Consider the following 16,443-nt stretch of genomic DNA (forward strand, 5'->3'; position numbering starts at 1 on the left):
CACCCGCGTTTACCCACACAGAACGGTTGAACCATGACAGAGAAGTCATTCCCCAGCCCGTACGACCAGAAGCCCGCGGCCTCCGCAGAGGGCTGGAAGGACCTCTACGCCTACAACCTGGTCTTCCAGGAGAACCGGCGTGAGGTCGAAGAGGCCAAGTTCTGGTTCTGCGACAGCCAGCACTGGCCGACGGTGACAAAGCCCTTCGAGACCATCGGCTTCGAGTTCGCCGTCTCCTGCCTCGGCCAGTACAACTCCCGCCACCTGCTGATCCCGCCGGCCAACGGCATCGAGTTCCGCATCCACAACGGCTACGTGTTCATGTCGCCCGTCGGTGTTCCCGAGACCGAGATCGCCGCCCGCGTTCCCGAGTTCATGGCCCGCGCCGGCCACTACTTCCAGAACTGGGACGGCCTGCTCGAAAAATGGCAGGGCAAGATCCGCGGCACGATCGACGAGCTCAACGCCCTGTCCTTCGAGGCGCTGCCGAACGCGGTCCCGCTCGAGGACGTCACGAGCGGCAAGGGTCTCGGCCCGAACGACGAGCTCCTCGGCAACTTCGACAAGCTCGTGTCCCTCACCTACCGGGCCTGGCAGTACCACTTCGAGTTCCTCAACCTCGGCTACGTGGCCTACCTCGACTTCTTCAGCTTCTGCAAGGAGGTCTTCCCCGGCATCCCGGACCAGGCCGTCGCGAAGATGGTGCAGGGCGTCGACATGGAGCTCTTCCGACCGGATGACGAGCTCAAGAAGCTCGCCAAGCTCGCCGTCGAACTCGGCGTCGACGGTCACTTCGGCAACACCGAGAACCCGGAGGAAACCCTCGCCGCGATCGGCGCGGCCGCGGGCGGAGCGGAGTGGCTCGCGGCCTGGACCGAGGCACAGGATCCCTGGTTCAACTTCACCGTCGGCAACGGCTTCTACGCCCACGACAAGTACTGGATGGACCACCTCGAGCTGCCGCTCGGCTACATCGCCGACTACATCGTTCGCGTGCAGAACGGTGTCGGCATCGACCGTCCCGTCGCAGAGCTCGTCGCCGAGCGCGACCGCATCACCGAGGAATACTCCGAACTGCTCAGCCCAGAACAGCTCGCCGCGTTCCAGGGCAAGCTCGGTCTCGCGCGGCAGGTCTACCCCTACGTGGAGAACCACAACTTCTACATCGAGCACTGGACCATGGGCGTTTTCTGGCGGAAGGCCCGCCAGCTCTCGAAGATGCTCTCCGAGGCCGGGTTCTGGCCGGAGGCGAACGGAATGTTCTACCTCCGCCGCGACGAGGTGCGCGAGACGCTCTTCGACTACGTCACCGGCTGGGCCGTCGGCGCCCCCGCGATCGGCCCGGACTACTGGCCGGCCGAGGTCGCCCGGCGCAAGGTCATCGTCGACGCGCTCTCCGAGGAGCGCCCGCAGCCGGCGCTCAACACGCCGCCCGTTGTGATCACCGAGCCCTTCACCCTGATGCTCTGGGGCATCACGAGCGACCAGATCAAGAACTGGCTCGGCGACTCCGACGCGCCGGAGGGCGAGTTCCGCGGAATGGCCGCCTCGAGCGGCGTCGCGGAGGGTCCGGCCCGGGTCATCAGCAGTTCCGACCAGCTCTCCGAGGTGCAGGAGGGCGACATCCTGGTCGCTCCCGTCACGGCGCCGTCGTGGGGCCCGATCTTCGGGAAGATCCGCGCGACCGTCACCGACATCGGCGGCATGATGAGCCACGCGGCCATCGTCTGCCGTGAGTACGGGATGCCGGCGGTCACCGGAACCGGAACCGCTTCCGCCCAGATCAGGACGGGACAGTGGCTGCGGGTCGACGGCAACAACGGGACCGTGACGATCGTCGAAGATCACGGCGCCGAGCAGGACGTTGCCGGCCTGGCCCACGAGCACGACCTCGCCCTGGCCCCTGCCGCGGCCGCCCAGCTCGACGCCGTCCTCGCCGAGAGCAGCCATGCCTGAGCGCGGCGCGGCCGGGGTCTCGCAGAGGACGGTGCTGATCACCGGCGCCGCCGGCGGCCTGGGCCGTGCCTTCGCCCTGGGCTTCGCGGCCCAGGGCGACCGGGTGGTCGTCGCCGACGTCAACCTCGAGGGCGCGCGGGAGACCGTCGTTCTCGTGGAAGAGGCCGGCGGAACCGCCCTCGCCCTCCCGGTCGACGTCACCGACCTCGCCTCGGTCACCCGGCTGGCCGCGGATGCCGCCGGCTGGGTCCCCGAGGCCCGGCCCGGCGCATCCGCCCCCGGTACGGTGCCCCCGGCCCAGGCCGGCGTGATCGACGTCGTCATCAACAACGCCGCGATCTACGCGACCGTGACCCGTGCCCCCTTCACCGACCTCGACCCCGACGAGTGGGACCGGGTGATGGCCGTCAACCTCAAGGGGCCGTGGCTCGTCACCCGGGCCTGCACGCCCTACCTGCCGGACGGCGGAAAGGTGATCAACCTCTCCTCCGCCACGGTGATGAGCGGATCGGCCCAGTGGGCCCACTACGTGGCCTCGAAGGGCGGCGTCATCGCGCTGACCCGGGTGCTCGCCAAGGAACTCGGTGACCGCAACGTGACCGTCAACGCGATCGCTCCCGGCTTCACCCTGACCGAGGCCAGCTACGGGCTCATCGCGGGCGCCGAGAGCTACGGCGTCGACCGCGGCTCGCTCAAGCGGGCCTGCGAACCGGAGGACATCGTCGGGGCGGCCCTGTTCCTCGCCGCACCCGGCAGCGACTACGTCACCGGCCAGACCCTCGTGGTCGACGGCGGCCGGCAGTTCCTCTGACCCACCCGTAACCCAGAGAACCGAACCAGGAGACCGAGAAATGCCAACCGTGAGCTACGTCGCCTTCGACGGCACAGAGACCATCGTCACCGGATTCGCGGGCGATTCCGTGATGGAGACCGCGGTGCGCAACGGCGTTCCCGGGATCGTCGCCGAGTGCGGCGGCAGCCTGTCCTGCGCCACCTGCCACGTCTTCCTGTGCGCAGAGAGCGCGGGGCTGTTCCCGCCGAAGCTCGACCTCGAGGACGACATGCTCGACGGAACGGCCGTCGACCGGGAGGACAATTCCCGGCTCTCCTGCCAGCTGAAACTGACCGACGACGTGTCCGTGCACGTGCAGACCCCCGAAACGCAGGTGTGACCGGCATGGGCGACACGACCGCAGCACCCCGGCTGGGCACCCTCATCATCGGCAACTGCCAGGCCGGGGTGCAACTAGCCTCGACACTGCGCGAACTCGGCGACACCGACCCGATCACCCTCGTCGGCGAGGAGCCGCACGCCCCGTACCAGCGGCCGCCGCTCTCCAAGGCGTTCCTCAAGGGCGAGGCGACCGCTGACTCCCTGGCCTTCCGCACCCACGATTTCTACCGCGAGCATTCCATCGACCTCGTGCCGCGGGAGCGGATCTTCCGCATCGTCCGGAACGCGGACGGCGGCGTCGCGACGGCGGAGTCCGGGCGCACCTTCGCATTCGCCCGGCTCGCTCTCACCACCGGAGCCGCACCGCGCACGATCCCGTTCGAGGGCTCCGAGCTCGAGGGCGTCAGCTACCTGCGGACCGCGACGGAGGCGACCGTGCTCGAGCAGCAACTGCGTGAGGCGCGGAACGTCGTGGTCGTCGGCGGCGGCTTCATCGGCCTCGAGGTCGCAGCGGGGGCCAGGGCCGCCGGTAAGAACGTCACTGTGCTCGAGGCGGCTCCCCGCCTCGTCGGGAGGGCGGTCTCCGAGCAGACCAGCGAGTTCTACCTGCAGGCGCACCGGCGCCGCGGCATCCGCGTGGTGCTGAACGCGCAGGTCGTGCGGTTCGTCGGCGAGCACGACCGGGTCACCGGCGTCGAGCTCGGTCCGCGTGACGGCGACGGCTCAGGCGAGATCGTGGCGGCGGATGTCGTGCTGATCGGCGTCGGGGTCGTCCCGCGCACCGAGCTCGCCGTGCAGCTGGGCCTCGAGGTCGACAACGGGATCGTGGTGGACGCAAGGGCCCTCGCCTCCGACGGACTCACCGTGGCCGCCGGGGACTGCGCGAACATGCCGAACCCGTCGATCGGGGACTTCGGTGTCGGCCGCATCCGCCTCGAAAGCGTGCAGAACGCGGTCGAGCAGGCCAAGGTGGCCGCGGCCACCCTGCTCGGACTCCCGGCAGAGCACCGCACGGTGCCGTGGTTCTGGTCGGACCAGGCCGACCTCAAACTGCAGATCGCCGGGCTGAGCGGCGGGCACGACCGGGTCGTTCTGCGCGGCGAGCCGGACTCCGAGAAGTTCTCGGTGCTCTACTACCGGGGTGGCCGGCTCATCGCCGCTGACTGCATCAACAGCCCGCTCGACTTCATGGCCGTGAAGAACGCCCTCCACAAGGGCCTCTCTGTGCCGGCGGATGTTGCGACCGACACCACCGTTCCGCTCAAGAAACTCCTCGCGGCCGTCGAGACGGCGGATGCCGGGCGTGCGGTGCCTGCGCCGGCCGCCGTTGATCTCGCTCCTCCTGCAGTCCCCGTTCCCGCCGGCAGTCCGGCCGCTTAGCCCCAGCCTCCGCGCTCCGGCGCCCCAACCTCGAAGTGAGAACGCCATGACACTGCAGACCGACCAGTCCATCGACACCTCGCCCATCGCCGTCGCCGCGGACGGCCCGAGCGACCTCGACCCGCTCTGGCGCGCCGTCGAGACCGAGATGCGCACGCGCAGCAACGACATCCACGTGCCGATCTCCTTCGCTTTCGCCGAGCGGCTCTGCGAGGCCTACCCGGAGGCTGACGCCCTCGTCGTGCGGGTGGCCATCCTGCTGCACGACAGCGGCTGGGCCAGGGTGGACGAGACCAAGATCATCTCGGAGGGCTTCGGCGCGAACTGGCGCCAGGCCCAGATCCGCTTCGAGCACGAGCTCAAGGGCTGCATGATCGCCAGGGAGGTGCTGCCGGGCCTCGGCTACGACGAGGCCTTCATCACCCGGGTCACCGACATCATCGACGGCCATGACACCCGCGTCGAGTCGTACTCGATCGAGGACTCGCTCGTGCGCGACGCTGACCGGCTCTGGCGCTTCACCCCGGCCGGCATCGCCCTCGCCTCGAGCTGGTTCGGCCAGACGCCGTCGTTCTACTGCCGGCGCCTGCGGGCCGAGATCCTGCCGGAGCTCATCACCGCTGCCGGCCTCGAGATGGCGACGATCGAACTCGACAGGGCAGAGGCGCTGCTGAAGATCGCGGTGCTCTGATGACGGGGCAGTCGATCGACGCGGCACCGACAGCGGCGGCCACGGCTGCGGCCGGCCAGCCCGTCCAGACCACGAGGTTCCCGGCCACGCTGCCCTATCGGCACACCGACGACCTCTTCATCGACGGTGCCTGGCGTGCGGCGAGCGGAACCGGTCGGACCACGGTGACCAACCCCGCGACGGAAGCGGAGTGGGGCAGTGTACCGGTGGCATCCGCCGCCGACGTCGACCTCGCCGTCGCGGCCGCCCGCCGCGCGTTCGCGCGTGCCGGCGCCGGCGCTGACGGGTGGCGCGGGCTGGCCCCCTCGGTGCGCGCCGGGTACCTGGAACGCCTGGCCGGCGAGATCGAGAAGCGGGCGGCGGCGATCTCGCACACCAACACGTGGGAGAACGGCTCCCCGGTCGCCGAGACCGGGCGCGCGGCCTCGAATGCCGCAGCGATCTTCCGTTACTTCGCCGGACTGGCCGGGTACCTGGAGACCGCAGACGTGCGCCCGTTCCCCGACGGATCCGCCGAAACCGTCGTGCGGCAGGACCCGGTCGGCGTCTGCGCGCTCATCGCGCCGTGGAACTTCCCGATCAACCTCGTCGTGGCGAAGCTCGCGCCCGCGCTGATGGCCGGGTGCACCGTCGTGATCAAGCCGGCATCGCCGACGCCGCTCTCGATCCGCTTCCTTGCGGATGCCGCGGCAGCGGCAGGCATCCCGGCGGGCGTCGTGAACATCGTCACGGGGGACAGCGCCGTCGGCGACGCCCTCGTGCGGCACCCCGGAGTCGACAAAGTCGCCTTCACCGGCTCGACCCCGGTCGGCCGAAGAATCGCCGCGGCGTGCGGCGAGCTGCTGAGGCCGGTCACCCTCGAGCTCGGCGGCAAGTCGTCCGCGCTCGTTCTGCCGGACGTCGACCTCACGGCCATGCAGCAGGTGCTGATCCGCAGCTGCATGCGCAACACCGGGCAGACCTGTTACATCTCCACGCGTATCCTCGCGCCGGCCGGGCGCTACGACGAACTCGTCGACATGGTCACGGCGACGATCCAGGCCGCGCAGCAGGGCGACCCGATGGACCCGGACACCGTCTTCGGACCCGCCGCGACACGGGCGCAGCGCGACACGGTGCGCGGGTACATCCGCTCCGGCATCGCAGAGGGCGCCAGGGCGACCACGGGCGGTGACGTGCCGAGCGGCTTCGACCGCGGCTTCTTCGTGAAACCGACCGTGTTCGCCGACGTGACGCCGGGGATGCGGATCGCGCGCGAGGAGATCTTCGGGCCGGTCCTGTCGATCCTGCGCTACGACACGCTCGACGAGGCGATCGGCATCGCGAACAACACCGCGTTCGGCCTCGGCGGCACGGTGTTCTCAGCGGATGCCGACGCCGCGTTCGATGCGGCCGCCCGGATGGACACCGGTTCCGTCGGCCTCGGCTTTTTCGCCTCCAACCACAACGCGCCCTTCGCCGGGCGGCACGATTCCGGCCTCGGCGCCGAGTTCGGACGCGAGGGCCTGCACGCCTACCTGCGCCCGCAGTCCGTGCACCGCCGCATCCGCTAGCCGGGACTCTCCGGCACCGCCTGGCGCGCCAGGTGCGCCGGTGCGCGCCCGGTGTGCCTGGCGCGCGGGGGCGCACAGGGCGCGCGACGGGTGAACCGGGAGCGGTGGTGTCGGTGCGGGCGCGTCAGCGGGCGCCGACGACCATCCAGCGCGCGGCGCGGGCGCGCAGGCCGAGGGTGAGGCCGCGCGCGCCGAGGTAGCCGAAGGCGAACGCCGCCATGAGCCAGGCGAGCCCGACGGCGCCCTGCGGTGCCCAGGCGAGCACAGCCCAGGCCAGCGGCACGAAGACGAGCAGGTTCACCAGCCCGGTCACGGCGAGGTAGCGGGCATCGCCGGCGCCGATCAGCACGCCGTCGAGTACGAAGACGAGGCCGCAGAGCGGCCCGGACAGGCCGAGGACCACGAGTGTCAGGGGGAGGAGCGAGCTCACCTCTGCCGCCGTCGTGAACAGCCCGCCGAGCAGGGGGCTCGTCACGACGAGGAGGGCGCCGATGGCGGCACCCCCGAGCACACCCCACTCGAGGCAGCGCCGCAGCACCGCGCGCACCCCGGGGAGATCGCCGGCCCCGAGGCCGCGCCCGACGAGGGCCTGGGCGGCGATCGCGAGCGCGTCGAGGGCGAACGCCATCGCCGCGAACAGGGTCATCGCGATCTGGAACGCCGCGAGCTGGGGCGAGCCAAGGCTCGTGGCGACGAACACCGCGAGCAGCATCGCCGCACGCAGGCTCACCGTGCGCAGGAACAGCCAGCCGCCGCTCGACGCCCCCCGCAGCATCCCGCCGCGGTGCGGCCGCAGCCGGGCGCCCTCGCGCCTGGCGTGCCGCACGACCACGACGAGGTAGACCGCGACCATCGCCCACTGCGCGACGACCGTGCCGAGCGCCGAGCCGACCAGCCCGAGCCCGAGACCGTAGATGAAGAACAGGTTGAGCACGATGTTGGCCGCGAAGCCGAGCCCCGCCACCCAGAGCGGCGTGCGGGTGTCCTGCAGTCCGCGGAGGAGTCCCGTCGCCGCGAACACGAGCAGCATCGCCGGAAGTCCCAGCATCGACACGGTGAGGTACCGGGCGGATGCCGCGGCGACGGCAGGCTCCGCGCCGAACGCTCCCACGAGCTGCGGGCTCAGCGCCGCGCCGAGCAGCGCGAGCACCACACCGAGGCCGAGCGCGAGCCAGAGGCCGTCGATCCCGACGGACACGGCCCTGCCGCGGTCGCCCGCGCCGAGCCAGCGGGCGACGGCAGGGGTCGTGCTGTACGCGAGGAACACCATCAGCCCGACGATGGTCTGCAACACCGCGCTCGCGAGGCCGAGTCCGGCCAGGTCGACCGCGCCGAGATGCCCGACCATCGCCGAGTCGGCGAGCAGGAACAAGGGCTCGGCGACGAGGGCGCCGAACGCAGGGAGGGCGAGGCGCAGGATCTCACGGTCGATGGGCCGCTGGCGGAAGATGGCGATGCTCCCGACTCTAGCGTCGCTCGCCGACACCGCACGGTCCGGCGCCGTCCGGCGTCGCCCGGCGTCGCACCCCGGCTCGAATTCCCGGGCACAGCGAATAGCATGGACGCATGACTGAGCTGGGGACCGCATCCGGAATCGACCGCGACGAACTCGACCCGGGCATCCGCCCACAGGACGATCTCTTCCGCCACGTGAACGGGAAATGGATCGACCGCACCGAGATTCCGGCGGACAAGGCCCGCTGGGGATCCTTCTACCTCCTCGCCGAGGAATCAGAGAAGGCCGTGCGGGAGATCATCCTCGAGGCGCAGACCGCTGAACCCGGAACAGAAGCCCGCAAGTTCGGCGACCTCTACTCGAGTTTCATGGACGAGGCGCGGGTGAATGCGCTCGGCGCAACGCCGCTCGCGGCCGACCTCGCGACCGTCGACCGGATCGACTCCGTCGCCTCCCTGCTCGGCACCCTCGGCCGCCTCGAGCGCGCCGGCGTCGCAGGCGCTTTCCAGCTCTATGTCGACAATGACCCGGGCAACCCGGAGCGCTACCTCGTCTTCCTGGAGCAGGGCGGGCTCGGCCTGCCGGACGAGTCCTACTATCGCGAGGAGAAGTTCGCGGCCGTCCGCGAGGCGTACCGCTCCTTCCTCGAGCGGATGTTCGGCCTCGCCGGCGTCGACGACGCCGCTGCCAGGGCGCAGCGCGTCTTCGACCTCGAAACCGAACTCGCCGGGCACCACTGGGACAACGTGCGCTCCCGCGACAGCGAGAAGACCTACAACCTCAAGACCTGGGGCCAGGTCACGGCCCTCGCCGCCGGAGCGGACCTGCACCTCTGGCTCGCGGGCCTCGATGCCCCGGCGGGAGCCCTCGAGGAGATCGTCGTCCGCCAGCCGAGCTTCGTGACCGGCCTGGCCGAGATGCTGACCGAGGACGGGATCGTCGGATGGAAGGACTGGCTGCGCTGGCAGATCATCCGCTCGAGCGCCTCGTACCTCTCCGACGACTTCGTCGAGGCGAGCTTCGACTTCTATGGCCGCACCCTCACCGGGACACCTCAGCTGCGGGACCGCTGGAAGCGCGGCGTCTCCCTCGTCGAGGGATCCCTCGGCGAGGCCGTCGGCCGGATCTACGTCGAACGGCACTTCAAGCCGAGCGCGAAGGCGAGCATGGACGTGCTCGTCGGCCACCTCGTCGAGGCATACCGCCAGAGCGTCGCCGAGCTCGACTGGATGACCCCGGAGACGCGGGCGCGTGCCCAGGACAAGCTCGAGAAGTTCACGCCCAAGATCGGCTACCCCGACAAATGGCGCGACTACTCGACCCTGTGGATGGAGGCGGGCGACCTGATCAAGAACGTGCGTGCCGCGAACGAGTTCGAGTTCCAGCGCGAACTGGGCAAGATCGGCAAGCCCCTCGACCGCGACGAGTGGTTCATGACCCCGCAGACAATCAACGCCTATTACAACCCCGGCTTCAACGAGATCGTCTTCCCAGCGGCCATCCTGCAGTTCCCGTTCTTCTCAGACGAGCGGGATGCCGCGGCGAATTACGGCGCCATCGGTGCCGTCATCGGGCACGAAATCGGGCACGGCTTCGACGACCAGGGTTCGAAGTACGACGGCGACGGGCTCCTGACCGACTGGTGGACCGCTGACGACCGTGCGGCCTTCGAAGAGCGCACGGGCTCGCTCATCGAGCAGTTCAACGCCCTGGCGCCGAAGCAGATCCCCGAGCACCACGTGAACGGCGCGCTCACGATCGGCGAGAACATCGGCGACCTCGGCGGCCTTTCGATCGCCTGGAAGGCCTACCTGATCTCGCTCGACGGCGCAGAGCCGCCCGTGATCGACGGTCTCACCGGCGCCCAGCGCTTCTTCCTGTCCTGGGCCCAGGCCTGGCAGCTGAAGATGCGCGACGAGGAGGCCATCCGCCTGATCTCGATCGACCCGCACTCGCCGAATGAGTTCCGCTGCAACCAGATCGTGCGGAACATCGACGAGTTCTACGCGGCCTTCGGCGTTGCGGCAGGCGACGAACTCTGGCTCGACCCGGACAAACGCGTCACCATCTGGTAGCCCCGCCGGCGTCCGGCCCCGGCGTATGTCGGCTGTCTGGGCTATGGTGCTGAGGGGAACACGGAGCCGGAAATCGGAGCCGGAACACGGAGGGACCCGAAAAAGTGTCCACGCCAGCGCGGGAATCGGAGCGACGGTCGCGTCGCGGTGCCCCGAGCAGGGCGCGGCACGGCGTTTCGGAGTCGATGGCGAACTTCGGCCGCGGGTTCCAGGCCCTCGGCACCCTCGCCGTCGACGGCGTGCAGGTCTCGGCCCGCGCCACCGACCTCGCGACCGGCAAGGTCCTCTTCTCCGTTGACGACCACGTCGTGATGCCGACAGCGGGGATCGGAACCGTCCTCCTCCTCATCGAGGTCGCCGCCCGGCTCCCGAACGCCGAATTCGGCGCCCTCACCATCCTCGACCGCACCCCGGCGGACTCCGTCGGAGGGTCAGGCGTCTGGCAGCACCTGCAGGCCCCGTCGCTTCCCGTCGCTGACCTCGCGGCCCTGGTCGGGGGTCTCGGCGACAACCTCGCAGCGAACGTGCTGCTGCGCGCGGTCGGCCTCGCGGCCGTCCAGGCGCGCACCGAACAGCTCGGCATCTCCCACACCGCTCTGCTCGACCTCGTCCGCGACGAACGCGGCCCCGATCACGCACCCCAGCTCTCCGTCGGCAGCGCCCAGGAACTCACGGGACTCTTCATGTCCCTCGCCCGCGGGGAGGTCGTGGATGCCGCGACGAGCGAACGCGTGATCGGCTGGCTGTCCCTCGGCGCAGACCTCTCCCTCGTCGCGAGCGCCTTCGGGCTCGATCCCTTCGCGCACCGCGGCGGCGACCACGGGCTGCTCCTCGTCAACAAGACCGGAACGGGACCCGGCGTCCGGAGCGAGGCCGGCGTGCTCCGCGGCCCGCGGGCCGGCGTCGCCTATGCCGTCTCGATGTCCTTCGCCGACACCCGCCTGCCCCTGCGCCTCGCTGTCCTCGACGGGATGCGGGCCGTCGGCCTCGACCTGCTCGAGTACGTGCACTGAACCTGAGTTCCTGAGTTCCTGAGTTCCTGACCACCCGAACCGCCTGAACACCCCAAGAGACCCGCCGACGAGAGGGGCAGCGGATGTCCGCCAACGACCGGAAGCACACCGAAACGGACACCGGCCTGCCGGGGGCGAGTCCCGGCATCCGCCCGGTCTTCGAGGTGGAGCTCAATGGCATCAACGCCGTCGAACGCACGGAACACCGCGGCCGCCCGAGCGAGTTGTTCTGGCCGTGGTTCGCGGCGAACGTCTCGGTGCTCGGCATCAGCTACGGCTCGTTCCTGCTCGGTTTCGGCATCTCCTTCTGGCAGGCGACGATCGTCGGCCTCGTCGGGATCGTGCTCTCCTTCGCGCTCTGCGGGTTCGTGGCGCTCGCGGGCAAGCGCGGCCACGCGCCGACGATGACCCTGAGCAGGGCGGTCTTCGGAGTCGACGGCAACCGGGTGCCGTCCGCGTTGTCGTGGCTGCTCACCGTCGGCTGGGAGACCGTGCTCGCCTCGCTCGCCGTGCTCGCGACGGCGACGGTCTTCACCGAGCTCGGCTGGGACGGCGGGGCGCTCACCCAGGTGGTGGCCCTCGTCGTCGTGGCCGGCCTGATCGTGCTCGGTGGCGTCTTCGGCTTCGACCTGATCATGCGGCTGCAGAAATGGATCACGATCGTCACGGGCCTGCTCACTGTCGTCTACGTGTTCCTCGTCGTCGATCACATCGACTTCCCGGCCATCGCGGCGATCCCCGCAGGGGACACCCCCCACGTGATCGGCGCGCTCGTCTTCATGATGACGGGCTTCGGCCTCGGCTGGGTGCAGGCCGCCGCCGACTATTCCCGGTACCTTCCCCGCTCGGCCTCGAGCCGCGGCGTCGTCGGCTGGACGACGGCGGGCGCCTCGCTCGCCCCCGTCGTGCTGCTCCTCTTCGGGCTCCTGCTCGCCGGGTCATCGAGCGACCTCAGCGCCGCCATCGCCGTCGACCCGATCGGGGCGCTCACGACGATCCTGCCGGTCTGGTTCCTGGTTCCGTTCGCCCTCGTCGCGGTTCTCGGCCTGATCGGCGGCGCCGTCCTCGACATCTACTCCTCCGGGCTGGCGCTCCTCGCGGCGGGGCTTCGGGTGCCGCGCTTCGCGGCCGCCGGGATCGACGGGGTGATCATGGTGCTCGGCGCGATCTACGTCGTGTTCTTCGCCGGGAGCTTCCTCGGTCCGTTCCAGGGCTTCCTGATCACCCTCGGCGTGCCCGTCGCGGCCTGGTGCGGCATCTTCCTCGCCGATTTCGCGCTCCGCCGCTCCGACTACGACGCCGCGGGCCTCCTCGACCCGCGCGGGCGCTACGGGAGCGTGCGGGTCGGCGCGCTCGCACTCCTCGGGCTCGGGTCCGTCGTGGGCTGGGGCCTCGTCACCAACGGCTTCGCGGACTGGCTCGCCTGGCAGGGGTACCTGCTCGATCCCCTCGGCCTCGGCGGCCGGACGGGCGACTGGGCGTTCGCGAACCTCGGCGTGCTCGTCGCCCTCGTGATCGGCTTCTGCGGCATGCTCCTCGTCGGCCGCGGCGCCGTCCGCGCCCAGGAGCGGCAGCCCGTCTGATCCGCCCGCGTCGGCAGGCAGCGCGGCGCGGGGGCGCGGACGGGGCCGCGCTCAGTCGGGCGCCGGTGCGGGGTCGGCCGGGGGTTTCGGCTTCCACTGGTTGGCCCGTTCGCCCCGGCCGGCGAGCACAGCCGTCTCATCGATACGTTTTTGGCGGGTCGCCGGAGTCTTCGCCTGCACGATCCATTCGAGGATGCCGCGGCGAGCCGAGGGCGGGAACGCGTCCCACTGCGCGCGGGCACCCCCGATCCCGTCGAGAGCTGCGCCGAGGTCCGCGGGAACCGTGAGGTTCTCGACCTCGTCGAGCCGGGTCCAGGAACCGTCCGCCTCTGCGGCCGCGACGACGGCCTCCCCGGCCGGCAGCATCCGCCCCTCGCGCCTGAGCAGTTCGATGCGCAGCTTGTTCGGCCTCGCCCAGGCGCTGCCGCGCTTCCGCGGTGAGAAGTAGAGCATCGTCCGGTGCTCGTCCAGCCGGGCCGGTTTGCTGTCGATCCAGCCGACGGAGAGCGCCTCGAGAACGGCGTCCTCGTAGGCGAGGATCGGCCGGCCGGCGGCCTTCCGCCAGAAGACGAGCCAGACCGCGGTCGACACCGCGTGGTTCTCCACGAGCCAGGTCCGCCACTCCTCGACCGACTCAGGGTGGATGCGCGGTACCTGGTCACCGCCCGCGTCCCGTTCAGTCATGCGACGACCATACCCGCGTCCCGCGCCGCCCGGGTCGGGGGAGGGGTCAGGAGGGCGGAGCGAGGCCGAGGCGCGGGTAGAGCGCGGCGAAGCCGGCGTCGAGGCCTCCGTTCAGCGCCCCCACTTCGTGCCCGACGCCGGGGATCTCGGCGTATGACGCGGTCATTCCCGCGGCCTGGGCTGCGTCGACGAGCATCCGTTGCCCGGCGGCGACGCCCGGGTCAGCTGCGCCGGCAGTGAAGATCGCGAATGTCCCCGGGTAGCGGTGCCCGGCGAGAAGGTTCACCGGCTTCTGCGCGTCATAGGCCGCCTGGCTGCCGCCGAACACGTCGTTCAGGGTCTGGTCCTGGATCTCGGAGCCGGGGAATGACTCGCCGGAGATGTCGATCACGTTCGACCAGATGTCGGGATGCTTGGCCGCGAGGGAGATCGCGCACTGGCCGCCATTGGAGAACCCGGCGATCGTCCAGTACCGGTGGTCGTGCGTCACGTTGAGGTTCGCGGCAGCCCAGCCGACGACGTCCCTGGTGAGGAAGGTCTCCGCGTTTCCGTACCTCGCGGTGTCGAGGCACAGCGGGTCGACGGAGGGATCGCCCAGCTGGTCGGCGACGACGACGATCGGCGCGAGACCCCCGTGCTGGGAGGCCGCACGGTCGAGGCTCGCCGCGACGTATTCCGGGTCGGGGTTGCCGGGCTGGCCCAGCAGCATGATCACGAGCGGCAATGCCGGCGCGTCCGGGACGAGCGCCGCAGGGGGCAGGTAGATTCCGGCCGGCCGGGAGCGGAATCCGGAGACGGTGTTCGGGATCACCTGGCTCCCGGTGTTTCCCGCGGCGGGGATGTCGGCGGGTGGATTCCACGTCTGCCAGAGGGCGCGGCCCGTCCGGTCAGGGTTGGGGTCGACTCTCGAGCCAGGGTGGGAGCCGGTGCCTGCGACCGGGGTCGAGCGTGGCGCTGCCGGATTCAGTGCGATCGGCGGCAGCACGTTCACCCCGAGAAGCGCGCCGAGGGTGCGGTCAAGGCCATAGCCCGCATTGATCCCGAGCGCCCCCGTCGCGACGAAGAGCAGCACCGATGCGGCGGCGAGGCTCCGGCGTGCCGGCCGCGTCTTCCACAGGTTCACGAGTGCGATCCCGACGGCGGCGCAGGCCGCGCCGAGCCACGCGTACGCCACGGGTACGAGGCCCATCCCGAACACGTTGAAGACCCGCACCAGGAAGAACCAGAGGAGCACCGCGACAACGCCTCCGGAGGCGACCGCGACCGCGACGGTCATGAGCCAGCGCGGGGTCGGTCGTCGGGCGAGCAGGAAGACCACGGCCGCGCCGGACAGGGTGTACGCGCCGACGATGACGGGGCCGTGCAGGATATCCGTGCGCAGGAGCGCCTGGAGGGCGTCCACGCCTAGCCGAGCCCGAGTCGGCTGGCGAGCACGCCGAACGCCTCGGTGAGTCCACCGCCCAGCGCCTCGAAGGAGTGGCCCTCGCCGGGCACCTCGTAGTACGTCACCGCCACCCCCGCAGCCCTGGCCGTTCCGCTCAGATCCTTCAGCCCCGGTTCCATCACCGAGTCCTCCGAGCCGACCGTGAACACGGCCGTGGTGTCAGGGTAGCGGCTCCTGCCCAGCAGCGTGGCCGGTTTTGTCGCGTCGTAGGCAGCCTGGTCACCCCCGAACACGTCAGCCAGGACCTCCGGCTCCGTCTCGAGTCCCGCATACACCGTGCCGGAGGCGTCGATGAGGCTGCCCCAGACCTCCGGGTACCGGAGCGCGAGCGACAAGGCGCACTGGCCGCCGTTCGAGAACCCGGCGACGGTCCACGATTCGCGGCCGGCCTCGATGTTGAGGTTGCCCCGCGCCCAGGCGAGAACGTCCTCCTCGAGGTACGTCTCGACCCGGCCGTATTCCGCCGTGTCGAGGCACAGCGAGTCGACGTCCGGGTCGCCCAGCTGGTCGGCGACGAGCACGATCGGGGCGAGGCCGTTGTGGGCTGCGGCGAAGGCGTCGAGCACGGATGCGATCGGGCCGGCGTCCGGGTCGCCCGGCTGTCCCATCATCATCAGCACGAACGGCAGGGCTGGGGCGTCGGGGACGAGCGCGGCCGGCGGGAGGTAGACCTCGGCGTCGCGCGCGCTGAAACCCGAAGCGGTCGCCGGGATCCGGACGCTGCCGATGGTGCCCTGGGCGGGCAGGCCGGCCGGTGGCCGCCAGGTCGCGGAGAGGGGGGACGAGTCATCCACCCCCGGCGCGGGCGGTGCCGGCCTGTCGGGGAGAGACAGCGCGGGGACGGCCTGGTCCGGCTGCGCGAGTCCCGTCGCGACGCTGACCGTGAGGACGACGGTGGCGACGAGCAGCACCAGGCCGGCGGCGCCTGCGGCGATCCAGCGGCGCCGCGGGGTGAACCCGTTGCCCATCCGACCACCCTCTCCTGAAGCCGACGCGAGCCCTGCCACTCTGTCATTGCCGACGTTAGGAAGACAAGCTGGACATTCGGTGCGAGCGGCTGATTCCAGGCTCGCGAAAGCGGGTGAGCCGTCGGTCTGCCCCAGTCATGACGACGGCTCACCCGCTTTCGCGAGCCTCAGGAGTGGGTCAGCAGCAGCGGCCCTGCGGGTTGGCGTCCTGGCGGTCGGTCTGGTCCCGCCAGAACTCGCGCTCGGTCATCATCCGCTCGGTGGGGTGAGCAGGGTCCGCGGTCCCGTGCGCGGCCTCGTGGTGCGCCCGGTACTTGTCCCAGGCGTCCTCTCCCATCACCCCTTTGACGTACCAGGCCACGCTCCGCGCTGCCCGGCGGATGCCGCCGAGGAGCGCAGCGAGCGAGGTCCCGCCTGCCGAGGGCATCCGCTGCCCCCGGCGTGCCCCTGCTGTCATCACCGGACC

General features: G+C 70.7%; 14 protein-coding genes. 9 read left to right on the top strand and 5 right to left on the bottom strand.

Features of this window, described 5'->3' with window-relative positions; translation table 11 throughout:
• Positions 1 to 33 precede the first annotated feature (33 nt).
• The 6 genes from E3O46_RS16250 to E3O46_RS16275 are packed head-to-tail and all read left to right on the top strand — an operon-like array spanning position 34 to position 6,754.
• On the top strand, positions 34 to 1,956 hold the full coding sequence (locus tag E3O46_RS16250; protein ID WP_134449223.1) for a PEP-utilizing enzyme: 1,923 nt from the start codon (positions 34 to 36) through the stop codon (positions 1,954 to 1,956).
• Positions 1,949 to 2,767 (top strand): SDR family NAD(P)-dependent oxidoreductase, encoded by an 819-nt coding sequence (locus tag E3O46_RS16255; RefSeq protein ID WP_134449222.1) that lies wholly within the window; start codon positions 1,949 to 1,951, stop codon positions 2,765 to 2,767. Before E3O46_RS16250 ends, E3O46_RS16255 begins: the two co-directional genes overlap by 8 nt.
• 40 nt (positions 2,768 to 2,807) lie before the next feature.
• The gene (locus E3O46_RS16260; RefSeq protein ID WP_134449221.1) at positions 2,808 to 3,128 is read left to right on the top strand and encodes a 2Fe-2S iron-sulfur cluster-binding protein; all 321 of its coding nucleotides are present in this window, start codon (positions 2,808 to 2,810) and stop codon (positions 3,126 to 3,128) included.
• A 5-nt stretch (positions 3,129 to 3,133) separates the two neighbouring features.
• The gene (locus tag E3O46_RS16265) at positions 3,134 to 4,510 is read left to right on the top strand and encodes an NAD(P)/FAD-dependent oxidoreductase (protein ID WP_134449220.1); all 1,377 of its coding nucleotides are present in this window, start codon (positions 3,134 to 3,136) and stop codon (positions 4,508 to 4,510) included.
• A 46-nt stretch (positions 4,511 to 4,556) separates the two neighbouring features.
• The gene (locus tag E3O46_RS16270; protein ID WP_134449219.1) at positions 4,557 to 5,201 is read left to right on the top strand and encodes an HD domain-containing protein; all 645 of its coding nucleotides are present in this window, start codon (positions 4,557 to 4,559) and stop codon (positions 5,199 to 5,201) included.
• The gene (locus tag E3O46_RS16275; RefSeq protein WP_134562091.1) at positions 5,201 to 6,754 is read left to right on the top strand and encodes an aldehyde dehydrogenase family protein; all 1,554 of its coding nucleotides are present in this window, start codon (positions 5,201 to 5,203) and stop codon (positions 6,752 to 6,754) included. The genes E3O46_RS16270 and E3O46_RS16275 overlap by 1 nt, the downstream gene beginning before the upstream one ends.
• 124 nt (positions 6,755 to 6,878) lie before the next feature.
• On the opposite strand, the gene E3O46_RS16280 is transcribed toward E3O46_RS16275, so the two are convergent.
• Entirely contained in the window at positions 6,879 to 8,240 is a 1,362-nt protein-coding gene (locus tag E3O46_RS16280; protein WP_241987446.1) for an MATE family efflux transporter, read from the bottom strand.
• Between the two features lie 80 nt (positions 8,241 to 8,320).
• On the opposite strand from E3O46_RS16280, the gene E3O46_RS16285 reads away from it, so the two are divergent.
• From E3O46_RS16285 to E3O46_RS16295, 3 genes are all read left to right on the top strand, one after another.
• The gene (locus E3O46_RS16285) at positions 8,321 to 10,285 is read left to right on the top strand and encodes a M13 family metallopeptidase (protein WP_134449216.1); all 1,965 of its coding nucleotides are present in this window, start codon (positions 8,321 to 8,323) and stop codon (positions 10,283 to 10,285) included.
• Positions 10,286 to 10,389: 104 nt separating this feature from the next.
• On the top strand, positions 10,390 to 11,298 hold the full coding sequence (locus E3O46_RS16290) for a serine hydrolase (protein WP_134449215.1): 909 nt from the start codon (positions 10,390 to 10,392) through the stop codon (positions 11,296 to 11,298).
• Positions 11,299 to 11,381: 83 nt separating this feature from the next.
• On the top strand, positions 11,382 to 12,881 hold the full coding sequence (locus E3O46_RS16295) for a purine-cytosine permease family protein (protein ID WP_134562093.1): 1,500 nt from the start codon (positions 11,382 to 11,384) through the stop codon (positions 12,879 to 12,881).
• Between the two features lie 51 nt (positions 12,882 to 12,932).
• On the opposite strand, the gene E3O46_RS16300 is transcribed toward E3O46_RS16295, so the two are convergent.
• The 4 genes from E3O46_RS16300 to E3O46_RS18890 form a co-directional block, all read right to left on the bottom strand.
• Complete coding sequence (locus E3O46_RS16300) at positions 12,933 to 13,565, bottom strand: YdeI/OmpD-associated family protein (protein ID WP_134449213.1); 633 nt, start codon at positions 13,563 to 13,565, stop codon at positions 12,933 to 12,935.
• Positions 13,566 to 13,611: 46 nt separating this feature from the next.
• Positions 13,612 to 14,967 (bottom strand): alpha/beta hydrolase, encoded by a 1,356-nt coding sequence (locus E3O46_RS16305; RefSeq protein WP_134560695.1) that lies wholly within the window; start codon positions 14,965 to 14,967, stop codon positions 13,612 to 13,614.
• Positions 14,968 to 14,969: 2 nt separating this feature from the next.
• Entirely contained in the window at positions 14,970 to 15,977 is a 1,008-nt protein-coding gene (locus tag E3O46_RS16310) for an alpha/beta hydrolase (RefSeq protein WP_134560694.1), read from the bottom strand.
• Between the two features lie 178 nt (positions 15,978 to 16,155).
• Positions 16,156 to 16,434 (bottom strand): YbdD/YjiX family protein, encoded by a 279-nt coding sequence (locus E3O46_RS18890; protein ID WP_416172962.1) that lies wholly within the window; start codon positions 16,432 to 16,434, stop codon positions 16,156 to 16,158.
• Positions 16,435 to 16,443 lie beyond the last annotated feature (9 nt).

It is taken from the genome of Cryobacterium glucosi (assembly GCF_004402235.1).
GTDB lineage: Bacteria > Actinomycetota > Actinomycetes > Actinomycetales > Microbacteriaceae > Cryobacterium > Cryobacterium glucosi.

What these genes read in the sequence shown, in the direction of transcription:
- E3O46_RS16250 (WP_134449223.1), top strand. Translation starts at nt 34, where the DNA reads ATGACAGAGAAGTCATTCCCCAGCCCGTACGACCAGAAGCCCGCGGCC.
- E3O46_RS16255 (WP_134449222.1), top strand. Translation starts at nt 1,949, where the DNA reads ATGCCTGAGCGCGGCGCGGCCGGGGTCTCGCAGAGGACGGTGCTGATC.
- E3O46_RS16260 (WP_134449221.1), top strand. Translation starts at nt 2,808, where the DNA reads ATGCCAACCGTGAGCTACGTCGCCTTCGACGGCACAGAGACCATCGTC.
- E3O46_RS16265 (WP_134449220.1), top strand. Translation starts at nt 3,134, where the DNA reads ATGGGCGACACGACCGCAGCACCCCGGCTGGGCACCCTCATCATCGGC.
- E3O46_RS16270 (WP_134449219.1), top strand. Translation starts at nt 4,557, where the DNA reads ATGACACTGCAGACCGACCAGTCCATCGACACCTCGCCCATCGCCGTC.
- E3O46_RS16275 (WP_134562091.1), top strand. Translation starts at nt 5,201, where the DNA reads ATGACGGGGCAGTCGATCGACGCGGCACCGACAGCGGCGGCCACGGCT.
- E3O46_RS16285 (WP_134449216.1), top strand. Translation starts at nt 8,321, where the DNA reads ATGACTGAGCTGGGGACCGCATCCGGAATCGACCGCGACGAACTCGAC.
- E3O46_RS16295 (WP_134562093.1), top strand. Translation starts at nt 11,382, where the DNA reads ATGTCCGCCAACGACCGGAAGCACACCGAAACGGACACCGGCCTGCCG.
- E3O46_RS16300 (WP_134449213.1), bottom strand. Translation starts at nt 13,565, where the DNA reads ATGACTGAACGGGACGCGGGCGGTGACCAGGTACCGCGCATCCACCCT.
- E3O46_RS16310 (WP_134560694.1), bottom strand. Translation starts at nt 15,977, where the DNA reads ATGGGCAACGGGTTCACCCCGCGGCGCCGCTGGATCGCCGCAGGCGCC.
- E3O46_RS18890 (WP_416172962.1), bottom strand. Translation starts at nt 16,434, where the DNA reads ATGACAGCAGGGGCACGCCGGGGGCAGCGGATGCCCTCGGCAGGCGGG.